Below are 15,704 nucleotides of genomic sequence, written 5' to 3'. Positions count from 1 at the left end.
GGGCGGAACGGGCGAGTCAGCCCCGGAGGAAGTCGAAGTCGGCGCCCTGATCGGCCTGGAGGACCGTGGAGACGTAGAGCTTGCGATAACCGCGGTCGGCTGTGGGAGCAGAGGGCGGGTCGTCGGCCCGGCGGCGGTCGAGCTCCTCATCGTCGACGAGCAGTTCGAGCGAACGACCGGCGACGTCGAGCCGGATCCGATCGCCGTCCCGGACGTATCGCAGGGGGCCGCCGACCGCCGACTCGGGCACGACGTGCAGCACGATCGTGCCGGCCGCGGTCCCCGACATCCGACCGTCGGAGATCCGGACCATGTCCCGGACGCCTTCGCGCGCGAGCTTGCGCGGGATCGGGATGTAGCCCGCCTCCGGCATGCCCGGAGCCCCGACCGGACCGATGTTTTGCAGGACAAGGACGTCGTCGGCGCGTACGTCGAGGTCGGGGTCGTCGATCCGGGCGGCCAGGTCGGCGCTGTCCCGGAAGACGACAGCGCGACCCTCGTGCTGCATCAGCGCGGGGTCTGCCGCGGACTGCTTGACGATTGCGCCGCCGGGCGCGAGGTTGCCGCGCACCACGGCGATGCCGCCCTCGGGGTGGATCGGCTGACCGCGATCCTGGATGACGTCTTGGGTGTAGTCGGTCACCGTGCCGTCGAGGTTCTCCCCCAGCGTGTGGCCGGTGATCGTGGGAGCCTCCAGCTCCAACTGGTCGCGCAACTGCTCCATTAGCACCGGTACGCCGCCGGCGCGGTGGAAGTCCTCCATGTAGAACTGGCCGGACGGCTTGAGGTCGAGGAGCACAGGGGTGCGGCGGCTGAGTTCGTCCAACTCATCGAGGTCGAGGTCCAGGCCGACGCGTCCGGCGATGGCGGCGAGGTGCACCACCGCGTTGGTCGACCCGCCGATGGCCGCGAGTACGCGGACCGCGTTGCGGATCGCGGTCGGGGTGATGATCTGCTGGGGAGTCAGGTCGGTCCCGACCATCTGCACTGCTCGGGTGCCGGTCTGCTCCGCGACCCGCATCCGGTCGGCGGTCACCGCCGGCGGGCTCGCGGAACCGGGCAGAGCCATGCCCAGCGCTTCGGCGATGCAGGCCATGGTGCTGGCGGTGCCCATCACCGAGCAGGTGCCGACGCTGCCGGCGAGACGGGAGCTGACGTCGTTGATCTCCTCGGCATCCATCTCGCCGGCCCGGTGCTGCCCCCAGTAGAAGCGGCAGTCGGTGCACGCACCGACCCGGGTGCCGCGGAAGCCGCCGGTGAGCATCGACCCCGTGACCAGCTGGATGGCGGGGATGTTCGCGCTGGCCGCCCCCATCAGCTGGGCCGGGACGGTCTTGTCGCAGCCGCCGATCAGCACCACCGAGTCCATCGGTTGGGCGCGGATCATCTCCTCGGTGTCCATCGACATCAGGTTGCGCAGGTACATCGAGGTCGGCGAGGAGAACGACTCGTGGACCGAGATCGTCGGGAACTCCATCGGGAGCCCACCCGCCATCAGTACGCCGCGTCGTACCGCGTCGATGAGCTGGGCCGAGTTCCCGTGGCAGGGGTTGAACCGACTGTCGGTGTTGACGATGCCGACGACGGGACGCTCCAGGGCCTCGTCGGTGTAGCCGGCGCCCTTGACGAAGACCTTGCGAAGGTACATCGAGAAGCCGGAGTCGCCGTAGTTCGTCAACCCCTGGCCCAGGCCCGTGGTGTCGCTCATCGCCGCCCCATTCTCAAGAAGATTATTGATGATCCACGAAAGTGTGACCGCGGTCTCCCTGCGGTGTCAAGCCGAGTGACGCCGACCGGCCAGGTGTTCCCGCCGTCGATCAGCGAAGCCGGTCACGGTCGACGGACTTGGCCAGATAGGCGTCGCGCGAGGGGAGCAGGTGCGCCGCGCACACGGCGCTGAGTCGCACGGGATCGACCGGATCGAGTGCCTCGAGGATCGCGTGGTGCTCGGTCCTTGCCCGCTCCAAAGATGCCTGGTCGGCGAACGAGGTGAACCGGATCGCGTGGGCGCGGCGGGCGTGGGCGTTGACCGCCTCGACGAGCACCGCGTTCGGCGCCATCGCGAACAGCTGCTCGTGGAACCGGAGGTTGGCGCGGAACACACGGCGCCTGTCGCCCTCGCTCACAGCCAGGTCGTGCTCAGCCTGGGTGGCGCGCAGCGCCTCCAGAGCGCCGGTCGGGAGCGGGTCGGCGATGCTGGCGGCCGCAGTGGTCTCCAGCAGTTCGCGGACCTGGTAGAGATCGCGCACCTCGTCGGTGGAGTACTCCCGCACGACTGCGCCGGCGTTGGGGCGCCGCTCGACGAGACCGAGGGAGGCCAAGTCGCTGAGCACCGCTCGGGCGACGTGGCGCTTGAGCTCGAAGCGCTCCATCAGCTCGTCCTCCCGCAGCCGCTCGCGTGGGTGGAGTAGGCCGAGGACGATCTCCTCCTCGAGCGCGGCCACCGCGGCCGCGCCGTGACCCCGTGGGGGCTGGCTCACATTGATCCTTCCTCCGGAGACGGCTGGACACGGGTGATTCTTCCGCGGGCGGTGGAACGAAGGAAGTGCCGGGCTCGTGGCTAGGCTCTTCGCGTCATCGCTGAACCCGCCCGCGGGGTTAGCGTCCGCCTCCCTGGGTATGCGCCACCCGGACCCCACGGGATTGCCCACTTCAGGGCCACGCCCGGCCTACGAAAGGAACAATCATGATGCGCATCAAGCGTCCTCTCCTCGCCACCGGCGCGGCCGTGGCCCTGGGTCTCTCGCTGACCGCCTGCGGCGGCGACGCGCCGACGAACGCCTCGGAGGAGGAGTTCTGCGACGTGGTGATGGACCAGAGCTGGTACGAGGACCTCGGCGATGACGACTACGAGGGCTTCGTCGACGCCGCCAAGGGCTACGCCGAGGACCTCGAGGAGGTCGGCACCCCCGAGGGCATCCCGGACGACGCCCGCGAGGGCTTCACGATCTCCATCGACGCCGCCAAGGATCTCGACGCGGGCGAGATCGAGGACGCGGTGAAGGAGGCCCGCGAGGCGGCGGAGGCCGGCGAGGAGGCTCCGGAGGACCCGCTCGAGGCCGAGATGTCCGACGACGAGGCCGACAAGCTCGCTGCCTTCAACACCTACGCCTCGGAGACCTGCGCCGGCTGACCAGCGCTTCCGCGGACACCACGACGGCGGTCGGACCCCATGGGGTCCGACCGCCGTCGTCGTGTCCAGGCTCAGCCGACGTACGGCGCCTGGTCGGTCTCGCTCACCATCGGCCGCCCTGCGGCCTGCCAGTCGAGCATGCCGCCGGCCAGGTTGACGACCTCGTAGCCGGACTGGGCGAGGTAGGCGGTCGCCTGGGCGCTGCGGCCTCCGACCTTGCAGACCACCAGGGTCTGCACCGGCTCCAGGACGGCCAGCTCGGGCACGCGCTCCGGCAGCTCGCCGAGCGGGATGTGCAGCGCCCCGTCGATGTGGCCGGCCACCCACTCCTCGGGCTCGCGTACGTCGAGCACGGTGAGTCCCTCGGGCAGCGGGTCGGGGACGGCGTCGATGTTCACGGTCGGGATGTTCACTGCTGTCGCCTCTCGGTGGTGTTCGGTTCGCTCGCAGCCGCGGGCGTCCTCGAGCGCCCGCATCTCCTCGACCCTCATCATGCCGGGCAGGTCCCGGCCGGCATGCGCCCCGGCGGCACCCGACGAGTGGGTCCGTGCCGCGGGACGTGATCTCGGCGAGGGCGGGTGGTCCGTGGAATATACGGGGTGGGGGTATAGGTTCAGGAGAGTGGCACCCCCGTCGAAGGAAGTGAGGACGACGATGGACCAGACCCAGCACGAGCGTCACGCCGGCCACGAGAGCCACGAGGCTCACGGCTCCACCCGGACGATGGCGGTCTCGGCGACCCTGCACTGCCTCACCGGATGCGCGATCGGTGAGATCGCCGGCCTGATGATCGGCACCGCGATCGGTCTGGGCAACGGCTGGACGATCGCACTCTCGATCGCGCTCGCCTTCCTGTTCGGCTACACGCTCTCCACGCTGCCGCTGCTCAAGGCCGGCCTCGGCGTCGGCGCCGCGCTCAGCGTCGTACTGGCGGCGGACACCCTGTCGATCGCGACGATGGAGGTGGTCGACAACACCGTGATGGCGCTGATCCCCGGCGCGATGGGGCGGGACTGGTCAACGTGCTGTTCTGGGTCGGGATGCTGATCTCGTTCACGGTGGCCTTCTTCGCCGCCTACCCGGTCAACGCCTTCCTGCTCTCCCGCGGCAAGGGGCACGCGCTGATGCACGGCTACCACGGTGCCGAGGCCGCCGGCGGGGCACGCCGGCTCATCCCCTCGTTCTCGACCGGGGGCATGGTGGCGGCACTGGTGGCGTTCCTGCTCGGCGGCCTGGTGGTGTCGATCTCCGACGAGACCGGGTTCGGCGCGAGTGGGCCCGACGGGTCCGGCGGGGGCCATGCCGCGGTCGCACCGCACGGATCGACCGACGTCGGCGATCCCGGCGGCGGGTGGCGGACTACTTGAGCAGCCGGCTCATCCGGCGGTCGGCCAGCGGCTTCCCGCCGGTCTGGCAGGTCGCGCAGTACTGCAGGCTGGAGTCGGCGAAGGAGACCTCGCGCACCACGTCGCCGCAGACCGGGCACTGCTGACCCGTCCGGCCGTGCACCGCCATGTGCGTCTTCTTCTCCGCCTTGAGCTCGCTGGCGGCCAGCCCCTGGGAGCGGGCGACGGCGTCGCCGAGGGTGCTGCGCAGTGCGTCGTACAGGATGGTGAGCTCGCCGTCGGTGAGGCTGTTGGCGGCCTTGAACGGCGACATCCGCGCCGTGTGCAGGATCTCGTCGGAGTAGGCGTTGCCGATGCCGGCGATGGTGCCCTGGTGGCGCAGCACGCCCTTGAGCTGCTTGCGACCCTCGCTGACCAGGATCTCGCCGAGCACCTCGCGGGTGAACTCCTCGACCAGGGGGTCCGGGCCGAGGCTGGCGATGCCGGGGACGTCGAGCGGGTCGCGGACCAGGTAGCAGGCCAGCGACTTCTTGGTGCCGGCCTCGGTCACGTCGAGACCGGGGGTGGTGTCCAGGTCGTCCGGGTCGTCGGGGCCGGGGGAGAGGACGATCCGCACCGCGAGGGTGGACTTGGGGCTCGGCTTGGGTGGCAGCGCGGGCACCTCGTCCCGCCAGCGCACCCACCCCGCGCGGGCGAGGTGGAGGATGAGGTGCAGGCCGCTGGCCTCGATGTCGAGGAACTTCCCGTGTCGACTGACGTCGTCGACCAGGGTGCCTTCGATCGCGGTCAGTGGCGGGTCGTAGGTCTTCAGGGCGCTGAACTGGGCCACGTGGACCTTCGTGATGGCGCGGCCGTCCAGCCGGCCGGACAGGTCCTGGGCCAGCGCCTCCACCTCGGGCAGCTCGGGCACGGGGGTCAGCCTAGCGATCGGGTCCGGCAGCGACCGGTGACAGCGCCCGCGCCCGCGGGGCATGATGGGGCATGGCCAAGACGCGTCCGCTGCCCGAGGTCGGCTCGGTCCACCTCGACGCCCGCGGCGGCGAGCGCGCGCTGCGGGCCAGCTGGCATCCGGCGCCCTCCGACGGCGGGGTGGGCGTGGTGGTCCTCTCCATCTGGCGCGGCAACGTCTGCACCGGCACCGTCCGGCTCACCGCCGAGGAGCTGCCCGGGCTGATCGCCACCCTCGCCGGCGCGCTCGACGCGGCGCAGGGCAGCGACGGGTCGACGTACCTCACGTCCGCTTCCTGACCACCCCGATGCGGTCGGCTAACCCTGTCTAGGGCCCAGGCTAGACGGGCCGATAGGGAGCCATCGACGTTCACCGCCCCCCGGGCAGCGGGGACTGCGGCGCCGATCGATGCGACACGCTAGCGATCTCTAAGGCCGAGGCTAGACAGACCGATACGGTCCGATCGTGGACCCGATCCGTAACCCCTACGCACCCGGCGCCGGGCAGCGCCCGCCCGAGCTCGCCGGCCGCGACGAGCAGCTGCGGGCCTTCGACGTGGTGCTCGAGCGCATCGCCCGCGGGCGCGCCGAACGAAGCCTCGTGCTCACCGGTCTGCGCGGTGTCGGCAAGACCGTGCTGCTCAACGCGCTGCGCTCGGCGGCGGTGCGCAAGGGGTGGGGGACCGGCAAGCTGGAGGCCCGTCCGGACCAGTCGCTGCGACGGCCCCTGTCCTCCGCGCTGCACCAGGCGGTCCGCGAGCTGGCGCACCCCGAGCCCGAGGAGACCGCGCACGTGCTCGGGGTGATCCGGGCGTTCGCGGAGCGGGAGGCCGGGGCCGACGCCAAGCTGCGGGACAAGTGGAGCCCCGGCATCTCCGCCCCCGTGGTGCGCGGCCGTGCCGACTCCGGCGACATCGAGATCGACCTGGTCGAGCTGCTCACCGACGTCGGGGGGCTGGCCGCCGACGTCGGCAAGGGGGTCGGCATCTTCATCGACGAGATGCAGGACCTCGGACCGGCCGACGTCTCCGCGATGTGCGCGGCCTGCCACGAGCTCAGCCAGAACGGCCTGCCGGTGATCGTCGTCGGGGCGGGGCTGCCGCACCTGCCGGCGGTGCTGAGCGCCAGCAAGTCCTACTCCGAGCGCCTCTTCTCCTACCAGCGCATCGACCGGCTGGCCCGGGAGGCCGCCGACCGCGCGCTGACCGCGCCGGCCGACGAGGAGGAGGCCGAGTTCACCGACGAGGCGCTGACGGCCATGTACGACGCCACCGGCGGCTACCCGTACTTCATCCAGGCCTACGGCAAGACCGTGTGGGACCTCGCCCCGAGGTCCCCGATCACCGCCAACGACGTCGAGGTCGCCGCGCCCGAGGCCGAGCGCGAGCTGGCGGTCGGCTTCTTCGGCTCCCGCTACGAGCGGGCCACCCCCGGGGAGCGGGACTACCTGCGGGCGATGGCCGACGCGGACGGCGGCGAGCGGGACGACCCGGTCGGTTCGGTGGCCACCTCCGACGTCGCACTGGTGCTGGGGAAGAAGCCGCAGTCGCTCTCCCCGGCCCGGGACTCGCTGATGAAGAAGGGGCTGATCTACTCCGGCGAGCGGGGTCGGATCGCGTTCACCGTGCCCCACTTCGGGCGGTACCTGCGCAGCCAGGGGTGACGACGGCCGAGCCGCGCCCGGCCCCCGTCACTCGTGTTCGCCGCGTTGCCGGGTGAGGAGCGCGATGCCTCCGGCGATCAGGGCGAGCCCGGCCACGAGGCCGGCCAGCAGCCCCGTCGGCGCACCGGTGTCCGGGAGCCCGCCGCCCTGGGCGCCGGTGCCGCCCGGCCCCCGGGACCGGACGTGGCGGAGGTCGGGGCCTGCGTGCTCTCCGAGACCGTGCCCGACTCCGTGGGTTCGGTGATCGGTGCCGTCGGCGTCGTCGGTGTCGTCGGGGTGGTGGGGGTGGTGGGGTGGTGGGCGTGGTGGGCGTGGTCGGCGGAGTGGTCGTCGGCTGCCCGCAGTCGATCGTGCCCTCGAACGCGTAGTGGTGGATCTCCTCGCCGCCCTCGGTCACCAGGGTCTCGGAGATGATCTGCCCCTCGAACGGACTCGACGGGTCCAGGACGAGGTCGACCCCGGGAGCGTAGATCGAACCACTCACGAGTTCGCCGGTGATCTCGACCTCGGAGCCCGCGTTGGAGCTCAGGTCCCACAGCGTGTAGGGCGCGATCGGGTTCGGGTTCTCCGCGGTGGGGTTCGTCTCGGCGTCGAACACCGGCAGGTCCAGGACCGCACCCGCTGCACCGGTCACCTTGAACACCAGCGTGGTGTCGGGCGAGAGCGGGTTGCTGAGCAGGATCCGGGCGCCGGGACCGAAGATCGGCGAGGTGGGGGTGACGGTGACGACGTTGGTGGCGCCGGGGGTGATCTCGATCAGCGCGTCGTCGGCGTCGTTGCCCTGCTCGATCGTGGTGGTCTGCTCCAACCCGGTCAGGCAGGTGGTGGTCTGGTCGGTGTTGTCGATGCCCGCGAAGTAGTCGTCCCAACCGGTGTCGCTCAGCTGCACCCGCGAACCGGTCGCCGGGTCGGGGTCGGCGATGTAGGGCTGGTTGGGGTCGTAGATGCCGGGTTCGGTGCCGCCCGGGCCGTCGGCGACCCAGACCGCCCCGGCGCCACGCTCGGAAACGTCGAGATCGGCGAGATCACCGATCTTGACGAAGCCCAGCTGGTCGGCCGGCTGCGGTTGTCCGGCCAGGGTGTCGTTGCGGGAGCTGACCTCGGACACCTGGCCCGTCGAGTCGTCGAAGGCGCCGCGCACCAGTAGCCGGGTGTAGTCGCCGTCGACCTGGGCGAGCGAGTAGCCCGGAGGCGTCAGCCCGGTGCTGTGCAGGATCGGGTAGTCGTCGTCGAAGCTGAAGTCGCCGCCCGTCGCGATGGAACCCTCGATCTCGGAGTTCCCGAAGTGCGCATCGCCCTCGGTCATGACGGTGAAGTCGCCTGCCGCTGCCATCGGGTTGATGAACGGCTCGGCGTACGCCGGCGTCGGTCGGGACAGAGCGCCGGCGGCTGCCGCGACCACCACGGCGACCAGAACGATCGCTGCGAGGGCGGACGACCCCGAGGCACGGGTGACGTTCGTTGGGGTGAGCATGCAACTTTCCAGGGTCGTCGGTAGCCGGGCGGGGAGCACCGCTCACCGAGGATATCGGCCGGGGTCTCCTCCTCCGAATGCCGGTGGTCACCGCGTGCCCCGCTCGCCGCGCGGAGCCCGACCTCGAATGCGCCCCGATGGCCGGAGGTCAGTCCATCTGCCCCGCCCGGTAGGCCCAGGCGGTCGCCTCCGCCCGCCCGCGCACGCCGAGCTTGCGGTAGATCGCGCCGGAGTGGTGCATCACCGTCTTGGCGGTCATCCCGAGCTGCTCGGCGATCTGCTTGTTGGTGGCCCCGGTCGCGATCCGCTGCAGCACCTGGTGCTCGCGCGGGGTGAGTCGGTCGAGGGGCAGCTCGGGCGCCGCGGCCGGCGGTGGGGTCACCGGTGCCGGGACGCTGTCGGCCCGGGCGACCAGGTCCGCGTAGTCGCGCACGATGTCGGGCCGGGCGGCCAGCGGCGTCGTACGACCGTCGTCGAAGGCGTGGGTGGCGGCCGGCTCGCCGAGAGCGGCGCGGGAGCGGGCGACGGTGGCGTCGTACCGCTCCATCCAGGCCTGGGGCGCGGAGCCCACGAGCAGCTCGCGGTGGTCGGCCAGCGTGCCGTCGAGCCGTACGGCGGTCGCGTGGTCGCCGCGCGCGGCCGCGACCTCCACGATCACCGCGGTCATCGAGTTCAGCGCGTCGGACTGGAGGCTGCGGCCACCGACCCGGAGGCAGTCGGCGGCGAGGCGGGCGGCGGTCGTCGCATCACCGTGCATCACCGCGGCCGCAGCCGCGGTCCGGAGCAGCAGCGACTCGCTGCGCCGGTCGTGGATCCGCCGGGCGACCCCGAGCAGCTCCGGCAGTCCGGGCAGCCGGGCGAGCATCGGCCGGGCGAGGTCGTCGGGCACCCCCTGCAGGCAGAGCCACACGATGATCAGGGCCGGAGCGTCGTCGCTGGCCAGCGCCGCGTCGAGGGAGCGGCGAGCGCACGCGGTGGCACCCTGCGCGTCCCCGAGCCGGTTGCGCACCATCCCCGCCCAGCCGCTGAACCGCGCGACCATCCGGTCGTCGCCCTGCTCCTCGGCGAGGGCCAAGCCGTGCACGACCGCCTCGGCGGCGCCGGCGAAGTCCCCGGTCACCGGGAGCGTGCGGATCATCAGCGCGTGCGCCAGCAGGCGCACCTGTGCGTCGGTCAGCGCGCTGGCCCGTCCGGCCGCGTCGCGGAGCAGGGTGCGGACCGCGTCCAGGTCGGCGGGCCGCTCGGTGAGGAGGCGGATCTGCGCCAGCCGGAGCATCGCCTCGACCAGGACCGCCTCGGGCAGGACCGCGTCGAGCAGTGCGTCGCCCGCAGGCGTGCCGTGGATACGGGCATGCGAGGCCAGCAGCCGCTGCAGTGCCGCGGCGACGAAGCCGTCGTACCCGCGCCGGAAGACCAACGCGGTGATCCCGCTGGCCAGGTCCATCCCCGGGCGAGGTCGTCGGCGGCGACCAGCCGGTCGAGGACCTGGCGCAGGTCGGTCTCGCGGGCGCCGAGCTCGACCATGGCGTCGCTGTCCGACCCGAGGTCGAGGTCGCGCTTGCGCGCCCGGACCAGCGCCAGGCACGCCTCCGCGCGACGCTCCTCGGCCATCTCCCGCTCCCCGTGCGCGTCGAGCTGAGCGAGAGCGAAGTCCCGGACCAGCGGCAGCAGCGCGAAGGTCGGCTCGTGGTGCACCGTCCGCGGCTCCACCAGCCGTACGTCGACCAGGTCGGCGACCAGGTCCAGGAGCTCGGAGTCGCGCTGGCCGTCGGTCTCGTCACCGTCCCAGGTGTGCAGCACCCCGAGCTGCTCCAACCCGACCGGGCCGGAGAAGACCGCCATCCGGCGCAGCAGCGTGCTGGCATCGTCCGGCACCAGAGCATGGGTCCACTCCAGGGCGGCGTGCAGCGACTGGTGACGCGTGGAGACCGCCGGCGCCCGGCGCGGCTGCTCCAGTCCGATCGCCGGGTGCGCCTGGAGGTAGTGGTGCGCCGTGGCCGGCGGCATCGTGGTGACCCGCGCCGCGAGCAGCTCGATGCCGAGCGGGAGGCCGTCGACCTGCCGACAGACCGCGGCCACGTCGGCCAGCCGGGTCTGCGCAGGGTCGAACGATGCGGAGGACTCGGCGGCGCGCTGCAGGTAGAGCTGGACCGCGGGACTGGCGTGCATCTCCTCCGCCGACGCATCGGGTGGCGGCAGCGGCAGCGGCGGCAGGTCGAGCGCGCGTTCCCCGGTGACCCGCAGCGGCCGGATGCTGGTGGCGAGCAGCCGGAAGCCGGGGCACGCCTGGCGCAGCACCGCCACCGGGTGGGGTCGCCCCCGCAGGTGCTCGCAGTTGTCCAGCACCACCCAGCGCTCCTCGCCGCCGACGTCGGTGAGCCGGTCGAGCAGGGTGCCCTCCTCGCCGGCCGGCAGGGAGACCGCCGCGGCGACGGCGAGCAGCAGGTCGGAGGTGCTCACCGCGGACTCCAGGCGGACGAAGGCCGTCGCCCGCCCGCTGGTCTCGAGCCGGTCGGCCACCTCGATCGCGGTGGAGGTCTTGCCGATCCCGGCCGCCCCGCAGAGCGTGAGCAGGTCGGGACAGTCGTCGGCGAGGAGCAGGCCGAGGACCTGGTCGATCTCCTCGTCGCGGCCGACCAGTCGGCCCGCCACCGGGGTGGCGAGATCGTCGACCTCGGCGGACACGGTCAGCCGCCCGTCGCGGTGTCACCGGGCGGGAGTGCCCAGGATCGGTCGGACTGCCACGCGCGCATAGGAACGCCTCCCCGTTGTCACGAGCCGCCCCATGCGTTGGGAGTGAGGGTAGCGATGCCCGGGGGTCGGTGGGAGTGATTTCGGGCAATTGCCCGATGTGCCCGGGGCGGGTCCGTTCCTAGCGTCGGCGGGACCCATCCGTGCGTCGTCGCCGTCAAGGAGCGGAAAGATGCGTCCTACCACCAGCTTGATCCCATTGAGGAGGAGGCGGGCTCTCACGCTGCTGCTGCTGGCTCCGCTGCTCCTCTGCGGCTTCGCACTCGTCGCCGTCACGCCTCCTGCGCAGGCCAGGGCCGACGCAGCAGCCGCCGTCTCGTGCACCAACCTGCCCGACACCACCGTCACCATGACCGCCAACTTCAGCGGCGATTCCGACTTCCAGCGGTGGCCGGGCGGGACGATGACCGTGGGCCAGGCGCCCTGCCAGGTCACCGTGACCCTGCCGGACGGGCCCATCGACTACAACGGGTATCGGGGCTGGTCGGTCTCGGTGCCGGCGAACAGCCTGATGGCGTCGGCGTCGATCACCACGGTGCACGAGCCCAACTGCACCGCGTGGGCCGCCTACGGCAGGGTGGTCGGTACCAGGCCGGCGTGCAGTTCCGCGTCCCCTGTCGGCTCCGGTGGCCAGGGGTCCACGGCCCGCCTCACGTTCAGCGCGATGGCCGACCCGATCCTGACCGTGACCAAGGCGGGCACCGGGACCGGTCTGGTCACCAGCAGCCCGTCGGGCATCTCCTGTGGCGCGACCTGTTCGGGTCAGTACGACCTCGACAGCGTGGTGACGCTGACCCAGGTCGCCGCCGCGGGCTCCCACTTCGTCAGCTGGGGCGGCGCCTGCTCCGGCGGCGGCGCCTGCTCCGTGAGCATGAACCAGGCCAAGGGCGTGGTCGCCAACTTCGCCCTCGACGACGTCTCGACGCTGTCGGTGTCCAAGGGGGCGCGGGGACCGGATCGGTGACCAGCGCTCCGGCCGGCATCAACTGCGGCCCGACGGACACCCCGGCCTGCCAGGCGAGCTTCGCCAACGGCAGCCTGGTGGTGCTCACCGCGACCCCGGCCGCCGGGTCGGTCTTCGCTGGGTGGGGCAACGGATGCACCGGCACCGGCAACTGCTCGCTCACGATGGACCAGAACCGAGCGGTGGTGGCGAACTTCTCGCCGATCCCGGTGCCGACCACCCTGACCATCGACAAGACCGGCAGCGGCTCCGGGAAGGTGACCAGCAGTCCCGCCGGGATCGACTGCGGGTCCACCTGCGCGGCCGACTTCGACTCGGGGAGCACGGTGACCCTGACCGCCGCGCCGACCGCGGGCTCCACGTTCTCCGGATGGTCCGGTGGCGGCTGCTCGGGGACCGGGCCGTGCGACGTCGTGCTCGGTGCGGCCACCACGGTCACCGCAGGCTTCGCCACCGGAGCGGCGTACCGGCCTGACGGGCTGGTCGGACTCGGCAGGCAGAAGCCCATCGGCGACCGGATCTACAACCTCACCGGGATGCGCCAGACCAAGGCCGCGACCATCAAGCGCAACCGGTCCACCTCGTTCCGGTGGGTCGTCCAGAACGACGGCAGCGCCACGGACAAGATGCGGCTGTCGCAGAAGGCCAAGGGGAAGTCCGGCTTCACCGTCGCTTTCAAGGTCGGGAAGAAGAACGTCACCCGGCAGGTGCTGAGCGGCAAGTACGCCGCGTCGCTGGCCCCCGGGAAGGCCGTGACCCTGACCGTGACGGTGACCGCGACCAAGAAGGCGAAGCCGGGTGCCTCCCGGACCTGGCTGCTCCGCGCCACCTCCGGGAACGGGTCCAGCGCCGACGCGGTCGGCGTGAGGGCGACGGCCGGGAAGTAGTCGGTCGTGCTGGCGGGACGTCGGGGCGCAGCCCTCCTCGTGATGGTGATGTCGATGACGACGCTCGCCCTGCTCGGCAGCGGCCCGCCGCGGGCGGCGGGGGAGCCCCTCCCCGTCGCCGGGGCGGCGCCGCGCGCGGTCGAGACGGTGGCTGCCGGAGCCCGCCACACCTGCGCGCTCACCGACGCCGGACGCGTGTGGTGCTGGGGCGCGAACGATCGCGGCCAGCTCGGGCGCGACGACGTGGGGAGCAGCGCGGCGCCGGTCCTGGTGGAGGGTGTCAGCGGCGTCACCGACCTGACCGCGGGCGGCGCGCACACCTGCGCACGTGCACCCGGCGCCACCTGGTGCTGGGGCGCGAACGGCTCGGGCCAGCTCGGCGACGGTACGACGGCGGACCGCTTCTGGCCGGTGCGCTCGCTCGCCGCGGGGGTCACCCAGTTGTCGGCCGGCCGGGCGCACACCTGCGCCGTCGCTGCCAACGGAAGCCACGAGGTGCAGCGGCTCGACATCGCCGCCTCCGCCGGTGGGTATCGCCTCTCCTTCGGTGCCTCCCGCACCACCGAGCTCGACTGGGACGCCGGCCCCGCGACGGTCCAGAGCGCGCTCAACGGCCTCTCGGCCAACTGGGACGTCGGGGTGCGCCCGGGCCGGGGCGCCGGGGTCTGCTGGTCGAGTTCACGGGAGGGACGCTCGCGCACCGCGACGTCGACCTGCTCGGCGTGGACGGCACCGGCCTGCGTGGACCGGTGCGCCGCGCGGAGGTCGCCGTCGTCACCGACGGCGGTAGCCGCCTGCTCTGCTGGGGCTCCGACGACTCCGGCCAGCTCGGCCGTGGCCTGATCACGGACGCGGCGATCGGCGGCCGCTCCAGCGGTCCCGACCGGGACGCGATCGCCACGGATCCGACCTCGGCCTCCTTCTTCCTCGCCGACTCCTCGGAGCAGAGGGTCTGGCAGTTCAGCGACGCCGGGCACTTCGTCCGCCTGCACCGCTCGTTCGGCTTCCAGCCCGGGGCGATCGGAGTGGCCGAGGTGCCCGGTGGCTCCGGCGCTCGCCGATCGATGCTGTACGTCGTGGACGCCTCCGGTGCCTCGACGGCACCGGGGACCGTGCACCGCTATGACGTGGCGGCGATGGCCGCCGCCGGTTCCTACGACCCGGCCGAGGACGAACGGGTGGTGCCGCCCACCTGGACGTGTCAGTGCTCCACCACCGCGATGGCGGTCGACCCCGAGACCGGAGCGGTGGTGCTGGTCTTCGCCGGCGTGGCCGGGCCGACCACGTCGACCGGTCCCTACGCGCCGTTCGCCAAGTTGGTGCGTGTGGCCGCCGACCTGAGCGTCTCCGTCGGCCCGGCGCCGGTGGACCTCGTCGACGCCTTCCCCGGCGTCGCCGCGGTCACCGACCTGGCAGTCGGCACCGACCGGACCGGGGCGCCGATCGTGTACACCCTGCAGGAGCCCACCGCTGCCGGCGACTGGCGGATCGGTGTGTGGGACATCGGTCGCGACGGGCTCGCGCTGCGCGCGACCTTCCCCGTCGACCCGCTGGTGCGGGGCACCCAGGACGGAACGTACGACGGAGCGTGCCCGGCCGAGTCGGTCACCGCGCCGCGGACCGTCGACGGCACCTTGGTCCGGGAGCGGCACCGCGGCGTGTACGACGTCGGCGGCATCGGTCCGGCCGGCGACGGCGACGTCGGCGTGATCACCGAATACGGCTACACCGTGCAGAAGCAGGTGTTCGAGCCCGGCGACGACCCCGTCACGGATCCCGGCGCGTGGGTCGACCAGGGCGAGGTGTCGACGGCCCGGCCGCAGGACGCCTGCGTCAACGTTTTCGCGGCAGGGTCCCAGGGAGCCTACGGACGATTCGTGGCGAGCCTGCGGGGCGCCACCGGGGACGGCACGTCGCTCGGCGAGGCGCCCAGCGACCTGGCGGCGACGCCGGACGGTCGGCTGCTGGTCGCGGACCAGCAGCACGAGCGTGTGCAGCAGTTCTCGAAGACCGACGGCACCGCGTCCCCGCGGTGGCGCGGCGCCGAGTTCACCGCGATCCCGTTCGCCAGCCCGGTGGTGGCCCAGGTGCTCGACAACGAGGCGAGCGCGGTGCTCGAGGTCGGCGCGGCCGACGCGCACACCTGCGTCGCCACGGTCGAGGGCGGACTGCCCGGCCCGGTCCTCTGCTGGGGTTCGGACGCGGCCGGTCAGCTCGACGTGCAGGACCGGCAACCGTGGGTCCCGTTCCGCGACCCCGCGCTCACCGACGCCCGGACGAGCTTCCCGGTGGTGGCCACCGATCCGGGCGCCTCCGGCGCCGACATCGCCGCAGGCACCGTGGACGTGGGCGGTGCGACCACCTGCACCAGCGATGCGACCGCGGACGGTCCGGGCTCCACCGTCGTCTGCTGGGGTGACGACAGCCTCGGGCAGGCGGGTGACCCGGGGTCGCGGCGTGGCGCCATCGTCGCGACCTCCCGCCGTCACACGCTGCTCGACACCGGCGGGATCGGCACCTGCATCGCCGTCGAGGCGG

15 protein-coding genes are annotated in these 15,704 nt (G+C 72.5%); 8 read left to right on the top strand and 7 right to left on the bottom strand.

Annotated features, from left to right (window positions below; translation table 11 throughout):
• Positions 1-16: 16 nt before the first annotated feature.
• Both FIV43_RS15685 and FIV43_RS15680 read right to left on the bottom strand, forming a co-directional pair.
• Positions 17-1,708, bottom strand: a complete 1,692-nt coding sequence (locus tag FIV43_RS15685; RefSeq protein ID WP_141014886.1) for an IlvD/Edd family dehydratase — start codon at positions 1,706-1,708, stop codon at positions 17-19.
• Between the two features lie 109 nt (positions 1,709-1,817).
• A complete protein-coding gene (locus FIV43_RS15680) occupies positions 1,818-2,480 on the bottom strand; it encodes a GntR family transcriptional regulator (RefSeq protein ID WP_196780835.1) in 663 nt (220 codons plus the stop codon).
• 206 nt (positions 2,481-2,686) lie between these two features.
• Between FIV43_RS15680 and FIV43_RS15675 the strand changes: the two genes are divergently transcribed.
• On the top strand, positions 2,687-3,133 hold the full coding sequence (locus FIV43_RS15675) for a hypothetical protein (RefSeq protein ID WP_141014885.1): 447 nt from the start codon (positions 2,687-2,689) through the stop codon (positions 3,131-3,133).
• A 71-nt stretch (positions 3,134-3,204) separates the two neighbouring features.
• Here the strand turns inward: FIV43_RS15675 and FIV43_RS15670 are convergent, their stop codons facing one another.
• Positions 3,205-3,546, bottom strand: a complete 342-nt coding sequence (locus FIV43_RS15670) for a rhodanese-like domain-containing protein (protein WP_231123441.1) — start codon at positions 3,544-3,546, stop codon at positions 3,205-3,207.
• 241 nt (positions 3,547-3,787) lie between these two features.
• On the opposite strand from FIV43_RS15670, the gene FIV43_RS23255 reads away from it, so the two are divergent.
• Together FIV43_RS23255 and FIV43_RS23250 are read left to right on the top strand one after the other, a co-directional pair.
• The gene (locus tag FIV43_RS23255; RefSeq protein WP_269204025.1) at positions 3,788-4,180 is read left to right on the top strand and encodes a DUF4396 domain-containing protein; all 393 of its coding nucleotides are present in this window, start codon (positions 3,788-3,790) and stop codon (positions 4,178-4,180) included.
• Entirely contained in the window at positions 4,156-4,500 is a 345-nt protein-coding gene (locus FIV43_RS23250) for a DUF4396 domain-containing protein (RefSeq protein WP_269204024.1), read from the top strand. The genes FIV43_RS23255 and FIV43_RS23250 overlap by 25 nt, the downstream gene beginning before the upstream one ends.
• On the opposite strand, the gene FIV43_RS15660 is transcribed toward FIV43_RS23250, so the two are convergent.
• On the bottom strand, positions 4,493-5,389 hold the full coding sequence (locus FIV43_RS15660; RefSeq protein ID WP_141014883.1) for a DNA-formamidopyrimidine glycosylase family protein: 897 nt from the start codon (positions 5,387-5,389) through the stop codon (positions 4,493-4,495). The genes FIV43_RS23250 and FIV43_RS15660 overlap by 8 nt on opposite strands.
• 71 nt (positions 5,390-5,460) lie before the next feature.
• Here FIV43_RS15660 and FIV43_RS15655 point away from each other — a divergent pair, with 71 nt between their 5' ends.
• On the top strand, positions 5,461-5,727 hold the full coding sequence (locus FIV43_RS15655) for a hypothetical protein (protein WP_141014882.1): 267 nt from the start codon (positions 5,461-5,463) through the stop codon (positions 5,725-5,727).
• Between the two features lie 166 nt (positions 5,728-5,893).
• Positions 5,894-7,090, top strand: a complete 1,197-nt coding sequence (locus FIV43_RS15650) for an ATP-binding protein (RefSeq protein ID WP_141014881.1) — start codon at positions 5,894-5,896, stop codon at positions 7,088-7,090.
• On the opposite strand, the gene FIV43_RS24090 is transcribed toward FIV43_RS15650, so the two are convergent.
• From FIV43_RS24090 to FIV43_RS21115, 3 genes are all read right to left on the bottom strand, one after another.
• A complete protein-coding gene (locus FIV43_RS24090) occupies positions 7,047-8,564 on the bottom strand; it encodes a collagen-binding domain-containing protein (protein ID WP_141014880.1) in 1,518 nt (505 codons plus the stop codon). The two genes, FIV43_RS15650 and FIV43_RS24090, sit on opposite strands and share 44 nt — an antisense overlap.
• A gap of 148 nt (positions 8,565-8,712) precedes the next feature.
• Positions 8,713-9,840, bottom strand: a complete 1,128-nt coding sequence (locus FIV43_RS23245) for a helix-turn-helix domain-containing protein (RefSeq protein WP_181407533.1) — start codon at positions 9,838-9,840, stop codon at positions 8,713-8,715.
• Positions 9,738-11,249: an ATP-binding protein gene (locus FIV43_RS21115; protein ID WP_181407532.1), complete on the bottom strand. Its 1,512-nt coding sequence runs from the start codon at positions 11,247-11,249 to the stop codon at positions 9,738-9,740. The genes FIV43_RS23245 and FIV43_RS21115 overlap by 103 nt, the downstream gene beginning before the upstream one ends.
• Before the next feature lie 256 nt (positions 11,250-11,505).
• On the opposite strand from FIV43_RS21115, the gene FIV43_RS15635 reads away from it, so the two are divergent.
• The 3 genes from FIV43_RS15635 to FIV43_RS15615 are packed head-to-tail and all read left to right on the top strand — an operon-like array spanning position 11,506 to position 14,009.
• Positions 11,506-12,279 (top strand): InlB B-repeat-containing protein, encoded by a 774-nt coding sequence (locus tag FIV43_RS15635; RefSeq protein WP_181407531.1) that lies wholly within the window; start codon positions 11,506-11,508, stop codon positions 12,277-12,279.
• Positions 12,276-13,166: an InlB B-repeat-containing protein gene (locus tag FIV43_RS21110; RefSeq protein WP_181407530.1), complete on the top strand. Its 891-nt coding sequence runs from the start codon at positions 12,276-12,278 to the stop codon at positions 13,164-13,166. The genes FIV43_RS15635 and FIV43_RS21110 overlap by 4 nt, the downstream gene beginning before the upstream one ends.
• Before the next feature lie 54 nt (positions 13,167-13,220).
• Positions 13,221-14,009, top strand: coding sequence for an RCC1 domain-containing protein (locus FIV43_RS15615; RefSeq protein WP_181407529.1), 789 nt, complete (start codon positions 13,221-13,223; stop codon positions 14,007-14,009).
• Positions 14,010-15,704: the final 1,695 nt, after the last annotated feature.

Origin of the sequence: Nocardioides sambongensis (genome assembly GCF_006494815.1) — a bacterium.
Classification (GTDB): domain Bacteria; phylum Actinomycetota; class Actinomycetes; order Propionibacteriales; family Nocardioidaceae; genus Nocardioides; species Nocardioides sambongensis.
Note: the sequence above shows the minus strand (reverse complement) of the source record. Positions and strands in the feature narration are given on the sequence as shown.

Coding starts and splice junctions, on each gene's coding strand:
- FIV43_RS15675 (WP_141014885.1), top strand. CDS start 2,687: ATGATGCGCATCAAGCGTCCTCTCCTCGCCACCGGCGCGGCCGTGGCC.
- FIV43_RS24090 (WP_141014880.1), bottom strand. CDS start 8,564: ATGCTCACCCCAACGAACGTCACCCGTGCCTCGGGGTCGTCCGCCCTC.
- FIV43_RS15685 (WP_141014886.1), bottom strand. CDS start 1,708: ATGAGCGACACCACGGGCCTGGGCCAGGGGTTGACGAACTACGGCGAC.
- FIV43_RS15655 (WP_141014882.1), top strand. CDS start 5,461: ATGGCCAAGACGCGTCCGCTGCCCGAGGTCGGCTCGGTCCACCTCGAC.
- FIV43_RS23255 (WP_269204025.1), top strand. CDS start 3,788: ATGGACCAGACCCAGCACGAGCGTCACGCCGGCCACGAGAGCCACGAG.
- FIV43_RS15615 (WP_181407529.1), top strand. CDS start 13,221: ATGACGACGCTCGCCCTGCTCGGCAGCGGCCCGCCGCGGGCGGCGGGG.
- FIV43_RS23245 (WP_181407533.1), bottom strand. CDS start 9,840: ATGCTCCGGCTGGCGCAGATCCGCCTCCTCACCGAGCGGCCCGCCGAC.